This window comes from Microbacterium sp. SA39, assembly GCF_000967865.1.
Classification (GTDB): domain Bacteria; phylum Actinomycetota; class Actinomycetes; order Actinomycetales; family Microbacteriaceae; genus Microbacterium.
In genome coordinates this window covers 182,610-206,251 of the sequence record NZ_JXRU01000031.1, presented here as the reverse complement: position 1 = coordinate 206,251, position 23,642 = coordinate 182,610, and the positions used below count along the sequence as shown (strand labels likewise).

25 protein-coding genes, 1 tRNA gene and 2 pseudogenes are annotated in these 23,642 nt (G+C 66.9%); 11 read left to right on the top strand and 17 right to left on the bottom strand.

Features of this window, described 5'->3' with window-relative positions; all coding sequences use genetic code 11:
- The 5 genes and pseudogenes from RS85_RS19460 to RS85_RS19230 all read left to right on the top strand — a co-directional run.
- Positions 1-132, top strand: a pseudogene (locus RS85_RS19460) (IS481 family transposase); the annotation flags it as partial.
- A gap of 268 nt (positions 133-400) precedes the next feature.
- On the top strand, positions 401-799 hold the full coding sequence (locus RS85_RS07705) for a helix-turn-helix transcriptional regulator (RefSeq protein ID WP_046012865.1): 399 nt from the start codon (positions 401-403) through the stop codon (positions 797-799).
- A gap of 5 nt (positions 800-804) precedes the next feature.
- Complete coding sequence (locus RS85_RS07700; RefSeq protein WP_046012864.1) at positions 805-1,215, top strand: VOC family protein; 411 nt, start codon at positions 805-807, stop codon at positions 1,213-1,215.
- A 28-nt stretch (positions 1,216-1,243) separates the two neighbouring features.
- Complete coding sequence (locus tag RS85_RS07695; protein ID WP_046012834.1) at positions 1,244-3,601, top strand: ATP-binding cassette domain-containing protein; 2,358 nt, start codon at positions 1,244-1,246, stop codon at positions 3,599-3,601.
- Between the two features lie 133 nt (positions 3,602-3,734).
- Complete coding sequence (locus tag RS85_RS19230) at positions 3,735-4,052, top strand: hypothetical protein (RefSeq protein ID WP_152642360.1); 318 nt, start codon at positions 3,735-3,737, stop codon at positions 4,050-4,052.
- Positions 4,053-4,533: 481 nt separating this feature from the next.
- On the opposite strand, the gene RS85_RS07690 is transcribed toward RS85_RS19230, so the two are convergent.
- Positions 4,534-5,085, bottom strand: coding sequence for a dihydrofolate reductase family protein (locus RS85_RS07690; protein WP_046012833.1), 552 nt, complete (start codon positions 5,083-5,085; stop codon positions 4,534-4,536).
- A gap of 114 nt (positions 5,086-5,199) precedes the next feature.
- On the opposite strand from RS85_RS07690, the gene RS85_RS07685 reads away from it, so the two are divergent.
- On the top strand, positions 5,200-5,820 hold the full coding sequence (locus tag RS85_RS07685) for a TetR/AcrR family transcriptional regulator (protein WP_046012832.1): 621 nt from the start codon (positions 5,200-5,202) through the stop codon (positions 5,818-5,820).
- Positions 5,821-5,865: 45 nt separating this feature from the next.
- Here the strand turns inward: RS85_RS07685 and RS85_RS20130 are convergent, their stop codons facing one another.
- On the bottom strand, positions 5,866-5,988 hold the full coding sequence (locus RS85_RS20130; protein ID WP_268748003.1) for a VOC family protein: 123 nt from the start codon (positions 5,986-5,988) through the stop codon (positions 5,866-5,868).
- Between the two features lie 107 nt (positions 5,989-6,095).
- Positions 6,096-6,230 (bottom strand): annotated as a pseudogene (locus RS85_RS19980) (VOC family protein); the annotation flags it as partial.
- Between the two features lie 75 nt (positions 6,231-6,305).
- On the opposite strand from RS85_RS19980, the gene RS85_RS07675 reads away from it, so the two are divergent.
- Together RS85_RS07675 and RS85_RS07670 are read left to right on the top strand one after the other, a co-directional pair.
- Positions 6,306-7,631 carry an MFS transporter gene (locus tag RS85_RS07675; RefSeq protein WP_046012831.1) on the top strand — a complete coding sequence of 442 codons (1,326 nt, stop codon included), beginning with the start codon at positions 6,306-6,308 and terminating at the stop codon, positions 7,629-7,631.
- A gap of 18 nt (positions 7,632-7,649) precedes the next feature.
- Positions 7,650-8,072: a GNAT family N-acetyltransferase gene (locus RS85_RS07670; RefSeq protein WP_046012830.1), complete on the top strand. Its 423-nt coding sequence runs from the start codon at positions 7,650-7,652 to the stop codon at positions 8,070-8,072.
- A gap of 3 nt (positions 8,073-8,075) precedes the next feature.
- Here the strand turns inward: RS85_RS07670 and RS85_RS07665 are convergent, their stop codons facing one another.
- The 6 genes from RS85_RS07665 to polA form a co-directional block, all read right to left on the bottom strand.
- On the bottom strand, positions 8,076-8,822 hold the full coding sequence (locus tag RS85_RS07665; protein WP_200894801.1) for a formylglycine-generating enzyme family protein: 747 nt from the start codon (positions 8,820-8,822) through the stop codon (positions 8,076-8,078).
- Positions 8,823-8,826: 4 nt separating this feature from the next.
- A complete protein-coding gene (locus RS85_RS07660) occupies positions 8,827-9,591 on the bottom strand; it encodes an SGNH/GDSL hydrolase family protein (protein ID WP_046012862.1) in 765 nt (254 codons plus the stop codon).
- A 47-nt stretch (positions 9,592-9,638) separates the two neighbouring features.
- Positions 9,639-10,991 carry an MFS transporter gene (locus RS85_RS07655; RefSeq protein ID WP_046012829.1) on the bottom strand — a complete coding sequence of 451 codons (1,353 nt, stop codon included), beginning with the start codon at positions 10,989-10,991 and terminating at the stop codon, positions 9,639-9,641.
- A 48-nt stretch (positions 10,992-11,039) separates the two neighbouring features.
- Positions 11,040-12,074 (bottom strand): LLM class flavin-dependent oxidoreductase, encoded by a 1,035-nt coding sequence (locus RS85_RS07650; protein WP_046012828.1) that lies wholly within the window; start codon positions 12,072-12,074, stop codon positions 11,040-11,042.
- A 67-nt stretch (positions 12,075-12,141) separates the two neighbouring features.
- Positions 12,142-13,818, bottom strand: a complete 1,677-nt coding sequence (locus RS85_RS07645; RefSeq protein ID WP_046012827.1) for a DUF885 domain-containing protein — start codon at positions 13,816-13,818, stop codon at positions 12,142-12,144.
- 56 nt (positions 13,819-13,874) lie between these two features.
- Positions 13,875-16,508 (bottom strand): DNA polymerase I, encoded by a 2,634-nt coding sequence (gene polA / locus RS85_RS07640; RefSeq protein ID WP_046012826.1) that lies wholly within the window; start codon positions 16,506-16,508, stop codon positions 13,875-13,877.
- A 45-nt stretch (positions 16,509-16,553) separates the two neighbouring features.
- Here polA and RS85_RS07635 point away from each other — a divergent pair, with 45 nt between their 5' ends.
- Positions 16,554-16,982: a hotdog fold thioesterase gene (locus tag RS85_RS07635; protein ID WP_046012825.1), complete on the top strand. Its 429-nt coding sequence runs from the start codon at positions 16,554-16,556 to the stop codon at positions 16,980-16,982.
- A 28-nt stretch (positions 16,983-17,010) separates the two neighbouring features.
- Here RS85_RS07635 and RS85_RS07630 read toward each other — a convergent pair whose 3' ends face one another.
- The 5 genes from RS85_RS07630 to RS85_RS07610 all read right to left on the bottom strand — a co-directional run bounded on the left by RS85_RS07630 (position 17,011) and on the right by RS85_RS07610 (position 20,076).
- On the bottom strand, positions 17,011-17,343 hold the full coding sequence (locus RS85_RS07630; RefSeq protein ID WP_046012824.1) for a hypothetical protein: 333 nt from the start codon (positions 17,341-17,343) through the stop codon (positions 17,011-17,013).
- Between the two features lie 113 nt (positions 17,344-17,456).
- Positions 17,457-18,170: a GAF and ANTAR domain-containing protein gene (locus RS85_RS07625; RefSeq protein WP_046012823.1), complete on the bottom strand. Its 714-nt coding sequence runs from the start codon at positions 18,168-18,170 to the stop codon at positions 17,457-17,459.
- Positions 18,167-18,877: a GAF and ANTAR domain-containing protein gene (locus RS85_RS07620; protein WP_152642359.1), complete on the bottom strand. Its 711-nt coding sequence runs from the start codon at positions 18,875-18,877 to the stop codon at positions 18,167-18,169. The genes RS85_RS07625 and RS85_RS07620 overlap by 4 nt, the downstream gene beginning before the upstream one ends.
- 24 nt (positions 18,878-18,901) lie before the next feature.
- Complete coding sequence (locus RS85_RS07615; RefSeq protein WP_046012822.1) at positions 18,902-19,453, bottom strand: GNAT family N-acetyltransferase; 552 nt, start codon at positions 19,451-19,453, stop codon at positions 18,902-18,904.
- Positions 19,454-19,455: 2 nt separating this feature from the next.
- Positions 19,456-20,076: an ANTAR domain-containing response regulator gene (locus RS85_RS07610; protein ID WP_046012821.1), complete on the bottom strand. Its 621-nt coding sequence runs from the start codon at positions 20,074-20,076 to the stop codon at positions 19,456-19,458.
- Positions 20,077-20,167: 91 nt separating this feature from the next.
- On the opposite strand from RS85_RS07610, the gene RS85_RS07605 reads away from it, so the two are divergent.
- Positions 20,168-20,250 (top strand) — tRNA-Leu (locus tag RS85_RS07605).
- 52 nt (positions 20,251-20,302) lie between these two features.
- On the top strand, positions 20,303-20,515 hold the full coding sequence (locus RS85_RS07600; protein ID WP_046012820.1) for a DUF2945 domain-containing protein: 213 nt from the start codon (positions 20,303-20,305) through the stop codon (positions 20,513-20,515).
- Between the two features lie 14 nt (positions 20,516-20,529).
- On the opposite strand, the gene RS85_RS07595 is transcribed toward RS85_RS07600, so the two are convergent.
- The 3 genes from RS85_RS07595 to pyk all read right to left on the bottom strand — a co-directional run bounded on the left by RS85_RS07595 (position 20,530) and on the right by pyk (position 23,598).
- Entirely contained in the window at positions 20,530-21,183 is a 654-nt protein-coding gene (locus RS85_RS07595; RefSeq protein ID WP_235282371.1) for an esterase/lipase family protein, read from the bottom strand.
- Entirely contained in the window at positions 21,180-21,998 is an 819-nt protein-coding gene (locus tag RS85_RS07590) for an alpha/beta fold hydrolase (RefSeq protein WP_046012819.1), read from the bottom strand. The genes RS85_RS07595 and RS85_RS07590 overlap by 4 nt, the downstream gene beginning before the upstream one ends.
- Positions 21,999-22,146: 148 nt before the next feature.
- Complete coding sequence (gene pyk / locus RS85_RS07585; RefSeq protein WP_046012818.1) at positions 22,147-23,598, bottom strand: pyruvate kinase; 1,452 nt, start codon at positions 23,596-23,598, stop codon at positions 22,147-22,149.
- Between the last annotated feature and the right edge of the window lie 44 nt (positions 23,599-23,642).

Genomic DNA, 23,642 nt, shown 5'->3' with positions numbered 1-23,642 from the left:
TACGAATCGGAGACCCAACGACGCGCTGCCCTACCGGGCTGGATCCACTTCTACAATCATCACAGGCACCACTCCGCCGTCGGAGCCCCACCCATCAGCAGACTCAACAACCTGCCTGGACATCACAGCTAGTCCGGCGAGCAGCGCGATGACGCCGGAGACAGCCAAAGCCACGCGGATGGACTTGAAGAACGACTTCGTATCGGACAGTGGTTCGGACATGATGTGGACCCTTTCTGAGAGAATCCTGTGGGGATGCCCTCAGGGTAGCGCTCCGCGTTCGTCCGTGGGGGAGTACTCGGCCACGGCGTCTCAGATGGTCACCCCGTGACGCCCGGTGACGTGGAAGGATCATCTCGTGACTGCCGTGGACGACGCCCGCATTCGCGAGCTGGTCGTGATGCGGAAGGTGCGGGACCGCATCGACCGTGAGTATGCACGGCCGCTCGACGTCGAGGCGTTGGCCAGGGGAGTGCACATGTCCGCCGGGCATCTGAGCCGCCGGTTCAGGGAGACGTACGGGGAGTCTCCGTACTCGTATCTCATGACCCGCCGCATCGAGCGTGCGATGGCGTTGCTCCGTCGCGGGGACCTCAGCGTGACCGATGTCTGCTTCGAAGTCGGATGCTCATCGCTCGGCACCTTCAGCACGCGCTTCACCGAGCTGGTCGGTGTCTCACCCCGGGTGTACCGTGAACGCGCCGCCGACATCGCCGGCATCCCATCGTTCCAAGCAAAGCACGTGACCAGACCGATCAGGAATCGAGAAGCGCCGCGCACCGACGCGGACCTAGCGTGAACATCATGAAGATCAGCATCCACTACGCCTTCCTTCCACACACCGACGCCGACGCCGCGCTCGGGTTCTATCGAGACGCGCTCGGGTTCGAGGTGCGCAACGACGTCGGCTACGACGGGCTGCGCTGGCTCACGGTCGGACCGGCGGGGCAGCCCGAGACGTCGATCGTGCTGCATCCGCCGGCGACCGACCCCGGCATCACCGACACAGAGCGCCAGACGATCCTCGAGCTCATCGCGAAGGGGAGCTACGGAGCGCTCACCCTCGCGAGCGACGATCTCGACGGTCTGTTCGAACGCCTTGTCGAGACCGGTGCCGACGTCGTTCAGGAGCCGATGGACCAGCCCTACGGGGTGCGCGACTGCGCTTTCCGCGACCCAGCCGGCAACCTGCTGCGTATCAACCAGGCCGGCTGAACGTCAGCCCTGACAACGAAGGACTCCGATGATCTCCGCCGACCATCCCGCAGACAATCATGACCTGATTCGCGTGCAGGGCGCCCGCGAGAACAACCTGAAGGATGTCAGCGTCGACATCCCGAAACGTCGGCTCACCGTCTTCACAGGGGTGTCCGGGTCGGGCAAGAGCTCACTGGTGTTCGACACGATCGCCGCGGAATCGCGACGCATGATCGACGAGACCTACAGCGCGTTCGTGCAGGGGTTCATGCCGTCGGTTCCGCGCCCGGACGTGGATGTGCTCGAGGGTCTGACGACGGCGATCATCGTCGACCAGGAGCGTCTCGGCGCGAACCCCCGGTCGACCGTGGGTACGGTGACCGATGCGAACGCGATGCTGCGCATCCTGTTCAGCAAGCTCGGCACGCCGTACATCGGCGGCCCGACGGCGTTCTCGTTCAACATCCCCACCCAGCGGGCGAGCGGCGTGATGACGGGCCCGGGCGGCGAGAAGAAGATCGTGAAGGACGCGATTTACCTCGGCGGCATGTGCCCGCGCTGCGAGGGGAGGGGATCGGTGTCCGACCTCGACCTCGCACAGATCGTCGATGAGTCGAAGTCGCTCGACGAGGGCGCGATCATGGTTCCGGGCTACACCCCGGACGGATGGATGGTGAAGGGCTTCTCCGCATCCGGGTTCTACCCCGCTGACAAGCCGGTCGCCGAGTTCACCGAGAAGCAGCGCCATCTTCTTCTCTACGGCGAGGTGACGAAGGTCAAGATCTCGGGCATCAACATGACCTACGAGGGGCTGATCCCCAAGATCACCAAGTCGATGCTGTCGAAGGACCTCGACGCCCTGCAGCCGCACGTCCGCTCCTTCGTCGAGCGGGTCGCCACCTTCGCAGTGTGCCCGGAGTGCGACGGCACGCGCCTGACCGAGGGCGCACGATCATCGAAGATCAAGGGGATCAGCATCGCCGATGCCTGTCGGATGCAGGTGACCGACCTCGCCGCGTGGGTTCGGGACCTCGATCTTCCCGGCGCAGGGCCCCTCCTCGAGGCGCTCAGCGCGAATCTCGATGCGTTCGTGACACTCGGACTCGGTTATCTGACTCTGGAGCGGCCGTCGGGGACGCTGTCCGGGGGAGAGGCGCAGCGTATCAAGATGCTGCGCCACCTCGGTTCCTCACTCACCGACATCACCTACGTGTTCGACGAGCCCACCATCGGGCTCCACCCGCATGACATCCAGCGGATGAACACCCTGCTGCTGAAGCTCCGCGACAAGGGGAACACGGTGCTCGTCGTCGAGCACAAGCCCGAGACGATCGCGATCGGCGATCACGTGGTCGATCTCGGCCCCGGCGCCGGCAGCGCCGGAGGAGAGATCTGCTTCGAGGGCACGGTCGACGGTCTCAAGTCCAGCGGCACGCGGACCGGCGCGCATCTGGACGATCGTGCCCAGTTGAAGGATGCCGTGCGTGCGAGCGACGGAGCCATCGAGGTGCGCGGGGCGACAGCGAACAATCTGCAGAACGTCGATGTCGACATCCCCACCGGCGTGCTCACCGTCGTGACCGGTGTCGCCGGCTCGGGTAAGAGCTCGCTCATCCATGGGTCCGTGTCGCGCCGGGACGGCGTGGTGGCGATCGATCAGGGCGCGATCAAGGGATCTCGACGGAGCAACCCCGCGACCTATACCGGGATGCTCGAGCCCATCCGCAAGGCGTTCGCGAAGGCGAACGGCGTGAAGCCGGCCCTGTTCAGTGCGAACTCCGAGGGCGCGTGTCCGACCTGCAAGGGCGCCGGGGTGATCATCACCGAACTCGGATTCATGGATACGATCGAGACACCGTGCGAGGACTGCGGCGGCAAGCGGTTCCAGGCAGCTGTGCTCGAGTACAAGCTGGCAGGCAAGGACATCACCGAGGTGTTGGACCTCCCGGTGTCGGAAGCGTTGGTGTTCTTCTCGGACGGCGAGGCGAAGATCCCCGCTGTGACGGCGGTGCTCAGCCGGCTCGACGATGTCGGTCTCGGGTACCTGTCTCTCGGGCAGCCGCTGTCGACGCTCTCCGGCGGAGAGCGACAGCGGATGAAGCTCGCGATCCAGATGGGGGAGAAGGGCGACATCTACGTGCTCGACGAGCCCACGACCGGTCTTCATCTCGCGGACGTCGACAAGATACTCGGGCTGCTCGATCGGCTGGTCGATTCCGGCAAGACGGTGATCGTCATCGAGCACCATCAGGCCGTGATGGCGCACGCGGATTGGATCATCGACATCGGCCCGGGAGCTGGACATGATGGCGGGAAAGTCGTTTTCGAAGGCATCCCGAGCGATTTGGTATCCCAAAAATCCACGCTGACGGGGGAGCACCTCGCGGAGTACGTCAGGGGGTGAGTCGAACTCAGCTCAATGGCCCATTCCGAGGCGCCCCAGGGTTCCGGTGCGATTTCGTATCCAAAATCAAATCACGTCGGCGGCTACGTTCGGTGCGGAACGCGGAACGTCCCCACTCCGGTAGCGTCGACGCATGACTGGGTCATGCCGAGTCGAGACCCTCGTCGCGCTGACAGACTCCGATGCGGTGACAATCGAACGTCTGCTCCGGCAGCTGTCATCGTCGGCCATGTTCGACCGGCCCAGGATCGAGTGGAAGCTGAATCACGATGCCACCGAGCTGTTGGTCGCTCGGCTGAAAAGTGTGATCGTCGGCAGGGCGTCGGCCGTTGCACGCGGACTTCGATCGCTGGAATTGACATCGCGCCCATACCAAGAGGCTGCTCTGCGTCTTTACGCATCGGTGGGATTCGTTCCCAGAGACACCAACGTGCTGCGTTACACGCCGTGACGACGATGGGCACCTGACTGAAGTCAGACAGCTGGCTGTTCCACCAGAGCTAGTTCTGAGATAAGCCGATAATGCACATTATGTCAGTTTGAGTGGAAGATCTGCCTCATGTCGGTCGCTCCCCGCCGTGTCTCGGGTGGCGCGAACCGTGGGATCGGCACAGTCGGCGAACCCCAGAGGTGCTTCGAGACCCCTCACCGCACGGTCGTAGACGGGGTCGTAGTGCGGCAATCCTCGGGGATTGTCCGGATCAACCGAGAGCGTTGCGCTTCCGGCGCCCCCGGGGACGGTCGCATCGTCCGCGACCAGCGAGCTCGCAAGCCAGACACCCGCAGCAGTCGCCGTGACACCCGCTCCTGCGGCGATGAGGAAGCGCCGACGGGTATGCGCAGGGGGCTGCGCGCCGGAGTCGGGCATCTGGGGGTGCGGCATCCGCCTAATCAACACGCGCCGCACACTCCCCGGCGACCATCGCCCACGATCATGCAGTGGTGGACGATACGCGATAGCGCAGATGGACCTCGCTCGCGAACGCGGAGGTGTGCACGCGCTCGAGCCGCATGGACTTGCTCAGCCCCGCGAACAGCGACACGCCAGCGCCGAGCAGGATCGGCACGACGTGCAGCGCGATCTCGTCGACGAGGCCCTTCTCCAGGCACTGCCGAGAGACGCTGCCGCCGAGCACGCTCACCCACTTCTCCCCCGCTGCGCCCTTCGCTGTCGCCAGGGCTGCGGCTACATCTTCGACGACGAAATGGTAGATGATCCCGTTCCTCTCGATCGGCTCATGTGTGCTGTGTGTCAAGAGGAACACCGGCACCCCGAGGACGCCGCCGTACGGAATCTCGCCGTCCTCGATCGTCTGCGTCTTGTTCGCTCCGCCGACCACCGCGCCGATGTCTTCGACGATTCGGGCGACGATCGCCTCGTCCGCCGGATCGACCGGAAAACCATTCATCCACTCGACTCCCCCGTCCGTGTCAGCTATGAAGCCGTCCAGCGAGACCGTGGCGTGCACCAGTACCTTCGACATCGCTTCCTCCTGAAAGAGTTCGAACCAAGTGGTGAGTTATTCGACTCACCACTCGCACGCTATCCCCATTCACGTCATGAGTCAACCGACTCACCTTTACGGCATACTGGTGGAATGCCCCGCGAAATCTCCGCGTACCACCGCCAAGTGGCTGCCGACAATCGGGCCGCGATCCTCGAGGCGGCTACCGGCCTGTTCCTCGAGCACGGCTATGACCGCACGTCCCTCGCGAAGGTCGCCGATCGGGCCGGCGTATCGAAGGCCACCCTGTTCAAACAATTTCCGACCAAGGCCGAGCTCTTCGCGGCGATGGTGCTCGGAGCGGGCGACTCGGAGGTCTCAGAAGTTCCCGACCCTCCTGCCGGGGAATTTCACGCCGGCCTGCTCGGCCTGGGAATGGCATACGCGGAACTTCTCGCCCAGCCTCGGATCACGGACCTCATCCGCGCGGTGATCACCGAATCGGCTCGGTTTCCGGAGCTTCGCGCGCAGACCTTCGACTTCGGAACCCTCCCTGTGCTTCGCGCGCTGAGGAAGTTTCTCGAGGCTGCCGACGCGCGGGGCGAGGCGCGGGTCGACGACTTCGATGTGGCGGCGGCGCAGTTCCTCGGCATGATCGCGAACGTGGTGTTCTGGCCGCGCCTCGTCCACGTCGGCTGGTCCCTCACGGATGAAGAGGTCCGCCGCACCGTCGACGAGGCCACCCGGACAATCGTCGCTCGCTACGCCCTGTAGCCCGCGAGGAAGAGATCGATCGCACGCTCCACGGATGGCGCCGGACTACTGCGACGCCCAGGCTCCGAGTTCGTTTCCGCTGGGGTCGGCGAAGTGCAGACGCCGACCACCCGGGAACTCGTACGGCAGCTGCAGGATCGTGCCGCCCGCGGCGGCGATGCCGTCCATGGTCGCGTCGAGATCGTCCGAGTAAAGCAGGACGAGCGGCCCCCGGACGGTCTCGGTTCGTCGGCGACGAGAAGCCCGCCCACCTCGCCGTCGCCGTCTGGCGACGCGATGCCGGCATAACCCGGGCCGTAGTCGACGAAGGACCAGCCGAAGGCTTCGGTGTAGAACCGGGTCGCCGCGGCGAGGTCCGTCACGACGAGCTCGACGTAGTCGAGGGAGTGATGTACAGGTGGAGGCGTCATGCGACCACTGTAGTCACCGCGTCCGACACCAGCGCCGTGCGAGTTGCCCCTCGACCACAGGAGTAGCGTGGAACGGTGCCGCAGATCCCCCGCTCCCCCGTGTCGACCCCGGAGTGGCGGGCGTGGCTGGTCTGGACGGTGGGTGTCTCGGCATACGTCCTCGCGATCACCAACCGCACTTCGCTCGGCGCCGTCGGCGTCGAGGCGGCGGATCGCTTCCAGGCCGATGCCTCGACCCTCGCGCTCTTCGCGGTCGTGCAGCTGGCCGTCTACGGCGGCATGCAGATCCCGATCGGCGTCCTGCTCGACCGATACGGCTCGCGACCGATCATGACGATCGGCATGCTCCTGATGGCGGCAGGGCAGCTGACCATGGCCCTCTCCCCCAGCGTCGGCATCGCGATCATCGCACGCGTCCTGCTCGGCGCCGGCGATGCCGCCATCTTCCCGGCAGTGCTCCGACTCGTCGCTACCTGGTTCCCGGCGCAACGCGGTCCGATCATGGTGCAGTTCACCGGCATCGTCGGCCAGTCCGGACAGCTGATCGCTCTCGTCCCGCTCGCCGCCCTGTTGCACGCGACGACCTGGACCATCACGTTCGGCAGCATCGCCGGCCTCGGAGTGCTGTTCGCGATCCTCGTCTTCCTGATCGTCCGCAATCATCCGCCTGAGCGCACCGCCGACGTCACCGTGAACACCGACACTGGGGTCATCCGCGTCGTGACGTCGGCGATCGACACCGGCGTCGGCATCCGCGCGGCCTGGGCGCACCCCGGCACGAGACTCGCTTTCTGGTCGCACTTCACCGCCCCGTTCGCCGGCACCGCGTTCGTGCTCCTCTGGGGGATGCCGTTCCTGACTGCCGCACAGGGACTCGACACCGCCCATGCCGCCGGGATGATCTCGTTGTACGTCATCGTAGGCATGGTTCTCGGCCCGGTGATCGGAGACCTCTCCCGCCGCCTTCCGAACCACCGTTCGCTCGCCCTCGTCCTGCCGGCGGTGGGCATGCAGATGCTGGCGTGGATCGTCGTCCTCGCTCTGCCCGAACCCGCGCCGCTGTGGCTCCTCTACGTGCTCGCGGTGGCACTGGCGACCGGCGGCCCCGCGTCGATGATCGCGTTCGACCATGCCCGCACCCACAATCCCTCGCACCGGCTGAGCACGGCGACCGGAGTGACCAACGCGGGCGGATTCATCGCCGCGCTCATCGCGATCTTCCTGATCGGTCTGGTCCTCGATCTGCAGGGTGCAGGCACGCCCGAGACGTACACTCTCGACGCGTTCCGCATCGCCTTCCTCATGCCGATCCCCCTCTGGATCCTCGGCGTTACGTTCATCCTCATCGAGCGCAAGCGCACCCGCATCCGGATGGGCCTCGATCCCGAGCGGCGTCGCTGAGCGCTCATAGACTGAAGCATGGCTTCCGGCTTCACGTTCTCCGCTGACACCTCCCGCGTCGACCGAGCTCGGGTGCACGCCTGGCTGAGCGAGCAGGCATACTGGGCTGCCGGACGACCTCGTGAGCTGCAGGATGCCGCGATCGACGCATCCCGCAACTACAGCGTGTGGGACTCAGAGGGCGCGCAGGTCGCCTACGCGCGCGTCGTGACGGATGCCGTCACCTTCGCCTGGCTGTGCGACGTCTTCGTCGACGAGAAGGCGCGTGGCAACGGGGTCGCGAAGATGCTCATCGAGGGCGTCATCGCGGATCTCCAACCGCTCCCGGTGAAGAGGATCCTGCTGGCTACCGCCGATGCGCACGGTCTGTACGCCCGGTACGGCTTCGCCCCCTCGGAGAATCCGAACCGGTACATGATCAAGCACATGGCCGGCGCCTGATCCTCAGCGCCGCAGCGGCGTCCATCCCGGCGGCAGAGGGCCGTCGAATGCCGCGCGCTCGCGATCGATCAGCGCCGACCAGCCCTGTGCCTCCCCCGGCGTGTCGAACGCACCGCGGGCGAGACGCAGCCCGACGTCATCGTGATGCATGCGCGGCGCGCCGCCGCGGCGGACAGAGGCACGTACGCTCCAGGCATCATCCGCATATCCCCCGCCGCGGAACACGCGATAGTCGTCGTAGCGCGCCGGATCGAGCAGGTCCCAGCACCACTCCCACACGTTGCCGAGGGTATCGAACAGGCCGTGCAGGTTCGGGATCTTCCCTCCCACGTTCTGCGGCGCGCTGACGCCGTCGGCGCTCGTCCACGCGGCATCCGCGAGCGGCGCGTAGTGCGGTCCGACCGAGCCGGCCCGGCAGGCGTGCTCCCACTCCGACTCCGTGGGCAGGCGATAGCCGTCTGCCCTGACATCCCAGCTCACGTCCTCGCCGTCGAACAGGTAGACGGGATCGAGACCTTCCCACTCGGATGCCGCGTTGCAGAAGTGCACCGCGCGCAGCCAGCTGAGGTCGACGGCGGGGCGGGACGGATGCCGGAACGGAATCCCGAGCACGTCCGCCAGCTGCTCCTCGGTGACCGCGTATACGCCGATCTCGAACGGCTCGAGCTCGACGGTGCGCTGGAGCTTCCGGCGTGCGTCGTGCAGCGTGACCGACCCCGCGGGCAGCCAGGCCATCTCGATGTCGGTCACGCGCTCAGCTCGCGCCGAGGGAGCCCGAGGGAACGCGCTCGACCCACGTCGGGTACTTCGCGCCCCGCCCATCACCCGACGAGGTCCGGGTCACGCGGCGGCGCACCCAGGGGCCGACATGCTGCCGGTAGTACGCGATTCCGGACGGGCCCTTCCCGCCGCGCTCGCTCGGCGCCCACCACGTCTCCGGGGGTGCGAAACCCAGAGCATGGATCACCCGAGCAGCGACGCGGTGATGTCCGGCCGCATTCATGTGCAGGCGGTCCTCCGACCAATAGGCACCCTGGGCGAGCTCGCGGTCAGGCCAGTTCAGGGCACGGATCACGTCTGGCCGGTTCTCGACCCGACGAAGCACGGCTTCGGACAGCAGGTCGCCGCGACGCTGAACGAGCGAACCCATGGGCAGCTGGCCGCTCGGATTCGCGCCGGAGAGCATGATCATCGTGACGCCCTCCTCATCGCACCGCCGCAGAACACGGCTGAAGGCGTCGGCGATGTGCTCGAGGTCGGTGCGCGGACGCAGCATGTCGTTGCCACCCCCGTTGAACGAGAGGTGCGTGGGGCGCAGCGCGAGCGCCGGCTCCAGCTGCTGCTCGACGATCGGCCAGGCGAGCTTGCCGCGGATGGCGAGATTCGCATACTGGATCGGATGCCCCGCCGCGTCGGCCCAGCCCTGAGCTGCGAGATCCGCCCAGCCGCGCTCCCGGCCGTCGGGCAGGACGTCGCCCACCCCTTCCGTGAAGGAGTCTCCGATCGCCACGAAACGCACATCTGCCACCGCACAAGCCTATTCCCGTGCACGGACGTCGCGGCGCGTCAGCGATCGTCGAGTGCCACTCCGCCGCGATCGGCGAGACCCCACGCCGCGGCAGCCGCCACGATGAAACATGCCGCGAAGACGACGAACAGCAGCGGGGTGCCACCGGCGACGAGCAGCACCGGCACCGAGAGCGGCGCGACGATCGACGCGATGCGCCCGACACCGGCAGCCCATCCCGCGCCGGTTCCTCGGAGCGATGTCGGATAGGTCTCCGGCGTGACGGCATACAGGGCGCCCCACGCGCCGAGGTTGAAGAACGACAGCGCCATGCCGGACGCGATGATCGCGAACTCCGTCGTCGCAGTGCCGAAGAACACGGCGGCGACGGCCGATCCGACGAGGAACACGGACAGGGTCGCGCGGCGCCCCCAGACCTCGATGAGCCAGGCGGCGACCGCGTAGCCCGGCAGCTGCGCCAGCGTGATGATCAGGGTGAAGCCGAAGGATCTGACGAGATCGAACCCTGCATCCAGCAAGATGCTGGGGATCCAGATGAATGCCCCGTAGTACGCGAAGTTCACGCACAGCCACACCAGCCACAAGCACAGCGTCCGGACGCGGAACTCGCTGTTCCAGAGCGTCTGCAACCGCGCGCGGGCCGTGACGGCGATCGCGCGCGACGGCGGCTCCTTCCGGATGGCCGGGGCCGCGACGAGTCCGGCATCCGCTTCGAACGCCGAGACGATGCGGTCGGCTTCGGCGATGCGTCCGCGCGAGGCGAGCCAGCGCGGAGACTCCGGCAACCCCCAGCGGACGACGAGCGCATAGATCGCCGGGATGGCTCCGAGCGCGAATGCCCAGCGCCATCCGGCATCGGATGCCGGGATCACGAAGTAGCCGATGAGGGCCGACACGGTCCATCCGACCGCCCAGAACGCCTCGAGGATCACGATGAGCCTGCCCCGGATGCGGGCCGGCGCGAACTCGCTGACGTAGGTCGAGGCGACCGGCAGCTCAGCGCCGAGACCGAGGCCGACGAAGAACCGCAGCACAAGCAGAGCCGCGATCCCGCCCACGAGAGCGCTGGCGCCCGTCGCGATCCCGTAGATCAGCAAGGTGATCGCGAAGACCTGACGTCGACCGAGCCGGTCGGCCAGGAGTCCGCCGAGGGTCGCTCCGATCGCCATGCCGAGGAAACCGATCGACGCGATCCAGCCGGCATCCGTCTTCGTCAGGTCCCACTGCTGCGTGAGCGCCGCGAGGACGAACGAGATGAGTCCGACATCCATCGCGTCTAGCGCCCAGCCGATTCCGGAGCCGCTGAGGACGCGGAAGTGACGACGGGTGAAGGGCAGATCGTCGAGACGTTCGGCGAGCGACGCGCGGCTCGGCAGGACGGAGTTGGCCATGACCTCATCGTAGGACCGCGCGACGGCGCCCGGCCCTACGATGACGGCTCAGTTCCGCTCAGCCAAGAGCTTGCGCACCCGCGGGATCACCTCGGTGCCGTAGAGCTCGATGCTGCGCATCATGGCCTCGTGCGACAGGGTGCCGGTGGCGTACTTGAGATCGAAGCGTCCGAGCCCGAGCGTCGTGACCGTGTCGGCGATCTTCGCGGCGACGCGATCCGGCGAACCCGCGTAGATGGCGCCCTCGGGACCGACGTCGTTCTGGAACCGCGCCCGGCTGTAGGCCGGCCAGCCGCGCTCACCGCCGATCGTGTTGTTCATCGCCTCGAAGCCGGAGTACGCGGCATCCCACGCCTCGGCATCCGTCTCGGCGATGTGCCCGGGCGAGTGCACCGACACGGGATGGGATGTGGTCCCAAAGGATGCGACAGAGCGGTGATAGAGGTCGACGAACGGCTTGAATCGTCCCGCCGGTCCCCCGATGATCGCGAGCATCAGGCCGAGTCCGTGCCGTGCGACGCGCACGACCGATTCCGGGCTGCCGCCCACGCCTACCCAGGTGCGCAGGCCGTTCTCGGTCTTCGGGAAGACGTTCGCGTTCTCCAGCGAGGCGCGCATCGTGCCGGACCAGGTGACCGGCTCCTCCTTGAGGAGTTCGGTGAACAGCTCGAGCTTCTGCTCGAAGAGCGCCTCGTAGTCGCGCAGGTCAAAGCCGAACAGGGGGAACGACTCGATGAACGAGCCGCGTCCGAGCACCACCTCGGCGCGTCCGCCCGACAGTGCGTCGAGCGTCGCGAACCGCTCGAAGACCCGCACCGGGTCGTCGGAGGACAGCACGGTGACGGCCGTGCCGAGGCGGATGTGCTCCGTGCGCGCAGCTATCGCCGCGAGCACCATCTCGGGCGCCGAGACCGCGAACTCGGAGCGGTGGTGCTCCCCCACCCCGAAGAAGTCCACGCCGACGCTGTCGGCCAGCTCAGCCTGCGCCACGACGTTGCGGATCGTCTGCGCAGCGGTGAGAAGCTCGCCGTCGGCGTCTCGCGTGATGTCGCCGAAGGTGTCCAGCCCGAATTCGATGCTCATGTCATCCCTTTCCATTCAGGTGAATGAACAGTGCTCGGCTTCGCGGCATTCCCGCCGGACCGTCGCGTCAGCGCGGCAGAAGCGAGCTGCGCAGAGTGTCGAGTCCGACGCCGCCAAGATCGAGCGCGCGCTTGTGGAACTCCTTGAACGAGAAGGACTCCCCCTCCGCAGCGCGCACCGCATCGCGGATCTGCTCCCAGATGCGCTGTCCGACCTTGTAGGACGGCGCCTGTCCCGGCCAGCCGAGGTAGCGGTTCACCTCGAACTGCACGAACTGGTCCGACATGTTGACGTTGCTGCGCATGAACTCGAGAGCGTAGGCCGCGTCCCACGTGCCGGTTCCGTCGAGCCGGGGCTTGCCGAGGTGCACGCCGATGTCGAGAACCACCCGGGCCGCGCGCATGCGCTGGCCGTCGAGCATTCCCAGGCGGTCGGCGGGATCGTCGAGGTAGCCCAGCTGCTCCATGAGCCGCTCGGCGTACAGCGCCCAGCCCTCGGCATGACCCGAGGTGCCCGCGAGAAGTCGACGCCACGAGTTGAGTTCGGCGCGGTTGTAGACGGCCTGCGCGATCTGCAGGTGGTGCCCGGGCACGCCTTCGTGGAAGACCGTCGTCAGCTCGCGCCAGGTATCGAACTCGGTGACGCCCTCGGGGACCGACCACCACATCCGTCCGGGACGGGAGAAGTCGTCCGTCGGACCGGTGTAGTAGATCCCGCCCTCCTGGGTGGGCGCGATCATGCACTCGATTGTGCGGATGGCCTCGGGGATGTCGAAGTGCGATGCTCCGAGCTCGGCGACCGCGCGGTCGCTGGTCTCTTGCATCCACTTCTGGAGGGCGTCGGTGCCGACGAGCTTGCGGGCGGGGTCCGACTCCAGGTGAGCGACGGCTTCCTCGACGGATGCGCCGGGCAGGATCTCGTTCGCGATCGCCGTCTGCTCGGCGACCATACGCGCGAGCTCCTCGCGGCCCCACTCGTAGGTCTCGTCCAGGTCGATCGTGGCACCGAGGAAGCGACGAGAGTTGAGAGCGTAGAGCTCTCGTCCCACGGCGTCGTCGTCGTCCGCGACGGGCGCGAGTTCCTCAGCGAGGAAACGACGGAGCTCGTCGTACGCCACCCGTGCCGCCGCAGAGTTGTCGGCCAGCGTGCGCGCGAGGGATGCCGGAAGCTGTCCCTGGTCGGGACCACCCTCCGCGACGAAGGCCGCGAAGAATCCGTCGTCCGCCGTGTAGCGATCGATCTGAGTCGCGACCTCGACGACCTGACGCCGTGCCGGAGTGACGCCTTCGGCGATCCCCTGCCGCAGGGTCTCGGTGTAACCGCGGAGTGCGTCCGGCACAGCGGCGAGGCGCGTCGCGATCACACTCCAGTCGTCGGTGGTCGCGGTCGGCATCAGGTCGAACGCGGAGCGCACGTCCTGGGCGGCGGAGGCGATCACATTGAGGTCGCGCAGATGCCACTTCGCGTCGTGGAGCTCGAGGTCGAGACGGAGTTCCGCGCTCAGGTCGGTCTTGGTGACCTCGTCGATGGCATCCACGGGCTCGAGCGCCGACAGCTGATCGAGCGTCGCGCGGGTCGCCGCAGCGATCTCCTCATGACCGGCAGGGCTGAGGTCTCCGAAACGATCGTTGACCTCGTCCCGACCGATGTACGTGCCGAGGGTCGGTGCGAGGACAGCAATCGTGTCGACCCATTCATCGGCGACCTTGTCGATGGCAGACGGAGTGCGAGGAGCTGAAGTCATCCCTTCAGCCTAATCCCCGGCATCCGTTCGATATATCGGTTCTCCGCGCCGCCGGATCAGTGCGCCGCCTCGTTCCAGTCCGCGCCACGACCGACCTGCACGTCGAGGGGCACCCGCAGGTCTGCGGCGTCTCCCATGCGCAGCCGCACGATCTTCTCTACCGCGTCCCACTCGCCCGGGGCGACCTCGATCATGAGTTCGTCGTGGATCTGCAGCAGCGCGCGCGAGGACAGCTTCTCGGTGCGCAGGTCGTCGTGGATGTGCAGCAGCGCGATCTTCATGATGTCGGCCGCGCTGCCTTGGATCGGAGCGTTGAGCGCAGCCCGCTCGGCGTTCTCGCGCAGCACCCGGTTGGGGCTCGCCAGATCGGGGAACGGCCGACGGCGACCGAAGATCGTCTCGGTGTAGCCGACCTCTTTCGCCTTCATGACGGAGGCCCGCAGATAGTCGCGCACGGCTCCGAACCGCGCGAAGTACTCGACCATCAGCTGCTTCGCCTCGGACTGTTCGATGCGCAGCTGCTTGGAGAGGCCGAAGGCCGAGAGACCGTAGACGAGGCCGTACGACATCGCCTTCACCTTGGTGCGCATCGCCGAGGTGACTTCGCTCGGGTCCACACCGAACACCCGGGCACCGACGAAGCGGTGCAGGTCTTCGCCGCTGTTGAACGCCTCGATCAGTCCTTCGTCGCCGGAGAGGTGCGCCATGATCCGCATCTCGATCTGCGAGTAGTCCGCCGTGAGCAGGGCCTCGTATCCCTCCCCCACCTGGAACGCGCTGCGGATGCGGCGCGACTCCTCGGTGCGCACCGGGATGTTCTGCAGGTTCGGATCGGTGCTGGAGAGTCGCCCGGTCTGGCTCCCGGTCTGCACGTACGTCGTGTGCACGCGGTGGTCCGCGCCGATCGCCGTGTCGAGCGACTCGATGATCTGCCGCAGCTTCGTCGCCTCGCGGTGCTGCAGCAGGAGGCTCAGGAACGGATGCGGGTGCGTCTCCTGCAGATCGGCCAGAGCCGCAGCGTCTGTCGAGTAGCCAGACTTCGTCTTGCGGGTCTTCGGCAGCTGCAGGTCGTCGAACAGCACCTCCTGCAGCTGCTTGGGCGAGCCGAGATTGAATTCTCGGCCGATGGCGGAGAATGCCTCCTGGGCCAGCCCCTCGGCGCGGATGGCGAGTTCGCCGGAGAACGTCGAGAGAACCTCGTGCGAGACCGAGACGCCGGCGAACTCCATGTCGGCGAGGGTGATCAGCGTCGGCAGCTCGATGTCGTCGAGCACCTTGGCCACCGACTCCGGGATGTCTTCTCGGAGCGCGTTCGCGACGCGGATCGCGAACCAGGCCTCCTGCGAGGGGGTGGCGCCCTCGGTCTCGGGGACCAGCTGCGAAGGGTCGGCTTCCGGGAGCTTCTCACCGAGATAGCGCTCGACGAGATCGGCGAGCGTCTTGTCGGGGAAGCTCGGCCGCAGCAGCCAGCCCGCGAGGCTCGTGTCGTACGAGAGGCCGGCGAGGCGGATGTCCTGGCGCAGCAGCGTCTTCACCTGAGGCTTCGCGTCGTGCAGCACCTTGGGGCTCGCGGACTCGATCCAGTCGCGCAGCGCGTCGGCCGCGGCATCCGTCCAATCGGACTCCCGCAGGTCGGTGGCGGTCGCGACGCCGATGCGGACGGGCGCGCCACCCTGCGTGGTGATGCGCAGAGCGACGTCACCCTCCTGTGCCGCTGCCCACGCCGCGAGGTCGGCGGGAGCGACCTCGACGGGCTCGGGAAGGACGACGGCGGATGCCGGATCGTCTGCGACCTCGCCGGCCCCGACCGCCTCGAACACGCGAGGAAGCAGAGTGCGGAACTCGAGACGGGCGAAGATGTCGCGCACGGCCTGCGCATCGATCGGCGTCACCGCGAGATCGCCCGGGCCGAAGGGGAGCTCGACGTCGCGGAGCAGACGGTTCAGCCTGCGATTGCGCCGGACATCGTCGATGTGATCGCGCAGGTTGCCGCCAACCACGCCCTTGATCTCCCCCGCGCGATCGAGCAGCTCGTCGAGCGTGCCGAACTGGGTGAGCCACTTGACGGCGGTCTTCTCCCCCACCTTCGGCACGCCGGGCAGGTTGTCGCTGGTCTCGCCGACCAGTGCGGCGATGTCGGGGTACTGCTCCGGGCGCACGCCGTAGCGCTCCTCGACCGTGGTCGGGTCGTAGCGCTTCAGCTGCGAGACGCCCTGCACGTTCGGGTACAGGAGGGTGACCTTGTCGGTCACGAGCTGGATGCTGTCGCGATCGCCGGACACGACCAGCACGTCGAAACCCTGCTCGGCACCCTGCGTGGAGAGGGTCGCGAGGATGTCGTCGGCCTCGAAGCCCTCTTTCGTGAGCACCGGGATCGACATCGCGGCGAGGCAGTCCTGAAGGAGGGGGATCTGGCCGCGGAACTCCTGCGGCGTCTCGGACCGCGTCGCCTTGTACTCGGGATACTCGTCGGTGCGGAACGAATGACGCGAGGTGTCGAAGGCGATCGCCATATGCGTCGGCTTCTCTGCCTTGATGAGGTTCACCAGCATCGACAGGAAGCCGTAGATGGCGTTCGTATGCTGGTTGTCTTTCGTCGTGAAGTTCTCGACCGGAAGGGCGAAGAAGGCACGGTAGGCGAGCGAATGGCCGTCGACGACCATGAGGGTAGGCTTTGCGGAGTCCGTCACCCTGTCAGCCTAACGAGGACGACAGACACCCGCTGAGGAGGATTCATGAGCGACGTCTCGACGAGCGAAGGACTCGACTGGGCGACGGCCAGAGGGATGGGCGCACTCGCCCAGAAGATGGGCATGGAGTTCCTCGAGTTCAGCCTCGAGCGCTGCGTCGCCACGTTGCCGGTGGAGGGGAACACGCAACCCGTCGGACTCATGCACGGCGGCGCATACGTCGTGCTCGGCGAGTCGCTGGGCTCGATGGCCGCGAATCTGCACGCGGGACCGGGACGCCTCGCCGTCGGGGTCGACATCAACGCGACGCACACGCGCTCCGCCACCTCGGGTGCAGTGACCGGTGTCTGCACCCCCGTGCATCTCGGTCGCAGCATCACGGTGCACGAGATCGTCGTCACCGATGATCAGGGTCGCCGCTGCTCGACCATCCGCATCACGAACATGATCAAGCCCGCGCCCGAAGCCGGCTGACGCGCGACGCCGCCTGCCACCGGGGCCATCAGATCTCATGCTCCCAGAACGACCATGAACGCGTCCACGCGGCGCTGAACGCGTGGTCTCGTTCGAGGATGGCGATACGAGCGTTCAAGTCCTCGACCGTCGTGGGTTCCTGCATCTCCCACCGCTCTGGCGGATCGGCCACGAGTCCGATGTCCACGAGCCAGCCGATCCTGAGTTCGATCCGCTGCTCGGTGCCGTCCTCTTCGACGAAGGGGATGTCGACCACATCCGTGTCGTGCCTCTTCGCCAGCATCAGGGCGTATCGGCTCACGGCATCCGCGATGTCGTCTCCGGTGCGGAATGCGCCGAACGATGTGATTATCCGTTTCATGGGAGCCCCCGCGCTCGCTCAGATCGAAAGCGTCGGGGTCCGGGGCGCTGTCTGACGAGTCTACCGACGAGCGCCGCCGCGAGGGGTGCCCTTGACAGACGGAATCGGAGAACCTAGTCCAGCGACAGACGGCGATCGACGATCCGCCGCGCCACGTCGCTGAGCCGCTCGCCATGAGATCGGGCGTAGTTGCGGATGAGCGTGAAGGCCTCGTCGATCGCGACGCCCTGTGTGAACGAGACGACGCCCTTCGCCTGCTCGATCACGACACGACTGTTGAGTGCATGCTCCAGTTGTCCGCTGAGGGCTTCCGTCTCGCGGAGCGCCCGCTCATGGAGGATGCCGATGGTCGCGATATCTGCGAGAGCGCGGGCCACGACGAGGTCATCGTCGTCAAGGGTCCTGTGTCCGTCGCTGAGCAGCGTCAGCGACCCGATCGTCTTATCGCGCAGCCGCAGAGGAATGGAGACGATCCCGGTGAAGCCCGAAGCGACCGCGCTCCTGCGGAAGGCGTCCCACGCCGGCTCGAGAGTGTCGAAGTCCCACACGGCCACGGTCGACCCGGTGCGATAGCTCGTCGTGGCCGGACCTTGGGATCCGAGCAGAAGCGCCTCGACGATCCCGCCGGCCTCGCTGGTCGACGCGACGAGCTCGAGGTCACCGGCGGCGTCGGCGAGCAGGAGCCCCGCCGCCGACACATCCAGCTCGGCACGACAGGTGTCGACCAGCTCCTGCATGAGCTCGACCACGTCGTAGTCGTCCACCAGGGTGTCGGCGAGTTGCGTGAAGGTGCGCAGGAGTCGCCGGTCGCGATCGATCGCCTTCATGATCCGACCTCGATCGCTCCGCGGTCCTTCGTGAAGATCAGGCGTCCGGCGAGCACGTCGTCAGCCACAGACATCACGCTGCTCTCGGTCGCGAAAGCGCGACTCTGCAGCAGCAGGAGCGCGTCCTCGGCGTCGATGTCGAGCTGCGCCAGTACCACCCCGGTCGCCTGATGCACCTGACGCCGGGAGAACGGGGACAGAGTCGTCTCGTCCTGGAACTCCGTCGCCGCGATGCTGTCGCGCAGTACGCGTCGCGCGACCGCCGAGGCGAGAGCGCTCGCATGGCGGGTCTGCTCCCCGTCGAGGTCGAGGGGCACGCGCGAATAGAGATCGACGGCACCGAAGCGGAGACTCCCGAGTGTGAGCGGGAAGGCGAAGATCGACGCGATGTCTCGATCCTGCACCGCGCGCCCGAACGCCGGCCACCGCGCCGGGCCGCGAGCACCGCGGAGATCGGTCTCCTTCACGGGCGCGGCAAGTCGCAGCGCATCCCAGCACGGCCCCTCGCCCAGGTCGAACTGGAGCTCGTCCAGCCAGGCAGACGAGGTGTCGGTCGCGGACACCGTCTGGCTCCCGAGGAAGTCACCGAGCGTGGAGACGGATGCGCCCGTCACGGGCAGCACCGCGAGAAAGGAATGCGGCAGGGCCTTCACGTCGGTCGTCGGGTCATCGACACTGACCATCGCCATCCGGAATGCGTCTTCCACGGCATCCTCCCTTCTTCATTCACGCTAGCGCCGATCGCCGTCGTCCTCCAGCAGCTTCTGGAACAGCAGGTGATCCTGCCACTCCCCTGCGATCTGCAGGTACCGCGGCGCGAAGCCGATCTGTTCGAAGCCGTTCGAGGCGAGCACGCGTTGCGAACCGAGGTTGTGCACGAGCGTGGCCGCCTGCAGCCGATGCAGCCGGAGCTCTGTCCGCGCGTGGCGAGCGATGTGGCCGACCGCCCGGGTGGCGATCCCCCGCCCCTGCAGCGAGGCGTCCACCCAGTACCCGAGATCAGCGCTCCAGAACGCCCCGCGAACGATGTTGTTGAGGTTCATCCGTCCGCGGATCTCACCGTCGACGGATTCGATGACGAAGCGGATGCTGCGCCCCGACGCGGCATCCGAGACGCACTGCTGCGCGTGATGCTCCTGCGACGCTTCCGTGAAGAAGGCTACCGTGCGGGTCGGCTCCCACGGAGCGAGATGCTCACGGTTCGCGAGATAGGCACGCGCCAAGGCTGCACCGTCGCCGAGGCGTACCGGCCGCAGGATGTGCTCGGCGTCGAGCCGAAACACCCTTACTTCTTGGGCGCGAGCTGCTCGATGATCGCCTTGGCGACGTCCTGCATCGTCAGGCGACGATCCATAGACGCCTTCTGGATCCAGCGGAAGGCCTCGGGCTCGCTGAGCCCCATCTTCTCGTTGAGCAGGCCCTTGGCGCGGTCGACGAGCTTGCGGGTCTCGAAGCGCTCGACCATGTCGGCCACTTCGGCCTCGAGCGTGATGATCTGCTCGTGACGCGCGAGGGCGATCTCGATGGCAGGAAGCAGGTCGTTCGGGGTGAACGGCTTGACGACGTACGCGAGAGCGCCGGCTTCGCTCGCCCGCTCCACGAGCTCCTTCTGGCTGAAAGCGGTCAGCAGCACGACCGGGGCGATGTTGCCCTTGTGCAGCTTCTCGGCGGCGCTGATGCCGTCGAGCTGCGGCATCTTGACGTCCATGATGACGAGGTCGGGGCGCAGCTCGGTCGCGAGAGCGACAGCGGTCTCGCCATCACCGGCCTCACCGACGACATCGAAGCCGTTGTCGCGGAGGATCTCGACGATGTCGAGACGGATCAGCGATTCGTCTTCGGCGACGACGACGCGTCGCGGAGCGGATGCCGTGGGCTGCTCAGGCTGTTCTTCGTGCTCTGTCACAGAACCATCCTAGTGGAGCAGCCCCGTGACCGGCGGCGGCCCGGCGCTCGGTCCGGATCTCCTGCGCTAAAGTCGAAGGCGCGACACACGAGCCGGCGTGGCGGAATGGCAGACGCGGAGCACTCAAAATGCTTTGTCCGAAAGGGCGTGTGGGTTCGAGTCCCACCGCCGGCACACCTCAGTCAACCCCCTGTCACCCCGTCGAGGAGGTATCTAGCCTCGGCGCATGGCAGACATCTCAGTGGGCGATCGGGTCAGTTGGAACACGTCGCAGGGACGCACCCGCGGACGCGCCGTCGAGCGCAAGACGCGCGACTTCACCTTCGCGGATCAGAAGTTCACGGCATCCGACGATGAGCCGTCGTTCATAGTGGAGTCGGAGAAGTCCGGCGACAAGGCGGCTCACCGCGGCTCGGCTCTGCGCAAGCTGAAGTCGTAGCCGCGTCTGCGCGGCTACTCCGCCAGCACCGCCAGTTCCGCCAGCACCCGCGGATGCGCCAGGATGCGGAAGTGTCCCCCGGTGTCGAGCAGCACGTTCTTCGCGCCTGCCAGCTCGCTGCCCTCGGGGATGTGCGGATCGAATTGGGCGTAGATCGAGACGATCCGTGCGTTGACGGTGAGTTGCCGGGCGAGGCTGACGATGGAAGGGTCCTCCGGTGCGAACGCTCGGAGCGTCCCCACCGGGAACAATCGCGCGTACCGTGATCCGCCGAACGGCGTCGCGACGGCGAGCATCGATCGCACCCGTCCCGCCGCTCGTCCTGTCATGGCGAGCTTGCCGGCCAGGCCGCCCTTGCTGTGCGCGACGAGGATCACATCGTGCAGATCGTGCTTCTCGAGGAAGTCGGTCACGCTCTCCGCCATCTCCGCCACCGGACCCTGGTTCCTGCGTAGTGCGTCGACCACGTGAACGGGGTGGCCCCGCTCATGCAGGGCCGTGATCAGCGGCTGCATGAACCTCCAGGTCTCGTACACCCCGGGGAGCACCACGATGTGCGCTGCCTCGCCCGACGTGAAAGAACGCGCGTCGGCGCGATCGACCGTCGCTCGGACCTGCCAGTACCCGGCATACGCGTAGTCGGCGAGCCACCAGGCCGCGGCCTTCAACGGATTGATGATGCGCCCTCCGCCTCGGTCCTGGCGTGCATCTGCGCGGCATCCGGCCAGGCGCCCTTCGTATGGAACAGGATGCTGTTCGCCACGGCGCGCGGCGCCGACTGCTGGACGACATGATGGTGGTGAGGAATCTCGACCAGCCGTGACACTCGCGCCGAGTCCCGGAGACGGCGGCACCAGTCCCGCCCCGCGATCGGGTCTCTGCCGCCGCGCATCACGAGGACGGGAACCGTCAGGCCCCGGACCCGCTTCTCCGTCGGATACGCGAGCATGTGGCGCACCTGGCGGAGGTACCACGGAACGCCGCAGCGAAGGTAGTCGGTGAAGACGACGGTGTTGATCGACGGGCTTTCACCGAACGTGTCCATCGCCAGCCCACTCGCCTGCGCGGGCAGGGAACGGTGCCGCTCATCGGCGACGGGGCCGATCATCACGACCGCCGAAACGGCATCCGGTCGATGCAGGGCCGCTTCGACCACCCATTGCGCTCCCATCGAGTGCCCGATGAGGACCGCGCGACTCTCACCGAGGGTGGCGACGGCGTCGGCGAGTGCCCGGCCCAAGCTCATCACGTCGACCTCAGCATCGGCCGGAGGCTTCGGAAGGCCGGCGAACCCGGGGAGGTCGATCGAGACCACGCGGGTGGACTCGGCCAGCACGGCGTGCAGCCGGGACAGGTAGCGATGCGACATGCCGATCCCGTGCACCAGCACCATCAGCGGACGGGTGGACCCCGGCGGGCGCGGGCTCTCGATCAGGCCGAAGGCGAGTCCGGAGATGTCGATACGGCGGCGCTCTGAACTCATACGGCGAACCTACTCGACGCCTCCCACAGGCGGCAGCGGGTTGACTCGTGCCGACGGGCCGGTCACTTTCCTGAGGAACGCGGCATTCCCGGGAACAGCAGGAGAGGCGGGACCGAAGTCCCGCCCCTCTCAGCTGTCTGTCACCGGATCAGACGGTGGCTTCCTTGTAGATCGGCGCGGCGCCGTTCACGGCGTCGCCCACCTTGTGCACGCGGATGTCATTGGTCGAGCCGACGATTCCAGGAGGGGAGCCCGAGATCACGACGACCTTGTCCCCTTCCGCGGCGAGACCGTTGCTCAGCAGATAGTCATCGACCTGCAGGTACATGAGGTCGGTGTGCCGCACCATGTCGACGAGGGTCGACTGGATGCCCCACGTCAGAGCCATACGGCGGCGGATGTCGGGCTCCGGCGTGAACGCCAGCATCGGGATGCGTGAGCGCAGACGCGAGAGACGACGTGCGGAGTCACCCGATTGCGTGAACACGCAGAGGAACTTCGCGTCGACGAACTCGGCGACCTCGAGGGCGGCGAGGGTGATCGCGCCACCCTGGGTGCGCGGCTTGGTGGTGAGCTTCGCGATGCGCTCCAGGCCGTGCTCCTCGGTCGACTCGATGATGCGCGCCATCGTCTCGACGACCACGACCGGGTAGTCGCCCACGCTGGTCTCGCCAGAGAGCATGACCGCATCGGCGCCGTCGAGCACCGCGTTCGCGACGTCGGACGTCTCGGCACGCGTCGGGACGGGGCTGTTGATCATCGACTCGAGCATCTGCGTCGCGACGATGACCGGCTTGGCCATGCGGCGGGCGATCTCGACGGCACGCTTCTGCACGATCGGCACGGCCTCGAGCGGGAGCTCGACACCGAGGTCGCCGCGGGCGACCATGATCGAGTCGAAGGCGTCGATGATCTCTTCGAGCGCGTCGACGGCCTGGGGCTTCTCGACCTTGGCGATGACGGGGACCCTGACGCCTTCCTCGGCCATGATCTCGTGCACGCGGGTGACGTCGGACGCGTTGCGCACGAACGACAGCGCGATCAGGTCGGCACCGATGCGGAGACCCCAGCGGAGGTCGTCCTCATCCTTCTCGCTCAGAGCGGGGACGTTGACGGCGACACCGGGAAGGTTGATGCCCTTGTTGTTGGACACGGCGCCGGCCACGATGACCTTGGTGGTGACGACGACGCCGTCGGTCTCGATGACCTCGACGCGGACCTTGCCGTCATCGATGAGGAGGAAGTCGCCGGGGTTGACGTCTTGGGGCAGGCCCTTGAACGTCGTGCCGCAGATCTCCTTGTTGCCGATGATGTCTTCGGTGGTGATCTTGAAGATGTCGCCCTTGGCGAGCTCGTACGGACCGTTCTCGAACTTGCCGAGACGGATCTTCGGGCCCTGCAGGTCGACGAGGATGGCGACGGCGCGACCGGCGTCGTCGGCAGCCCGGCGCACGTTGGCGTAGTTGTTCTCGTGCACGGAGTAGTCACCGTGGCTGAGGTTCAGTCGGGCGACGTCCACTCCCGCATCGATCAGTGCGCGCACGGTCTCATACGTGGAAGTGGCGGGGCCCAGGGTGGCGACGATTTTCGCGCGTCTCAACAGATTCTCCAGAGTGAAGTGGGGGAAGGTAAATCAGGCGAGTG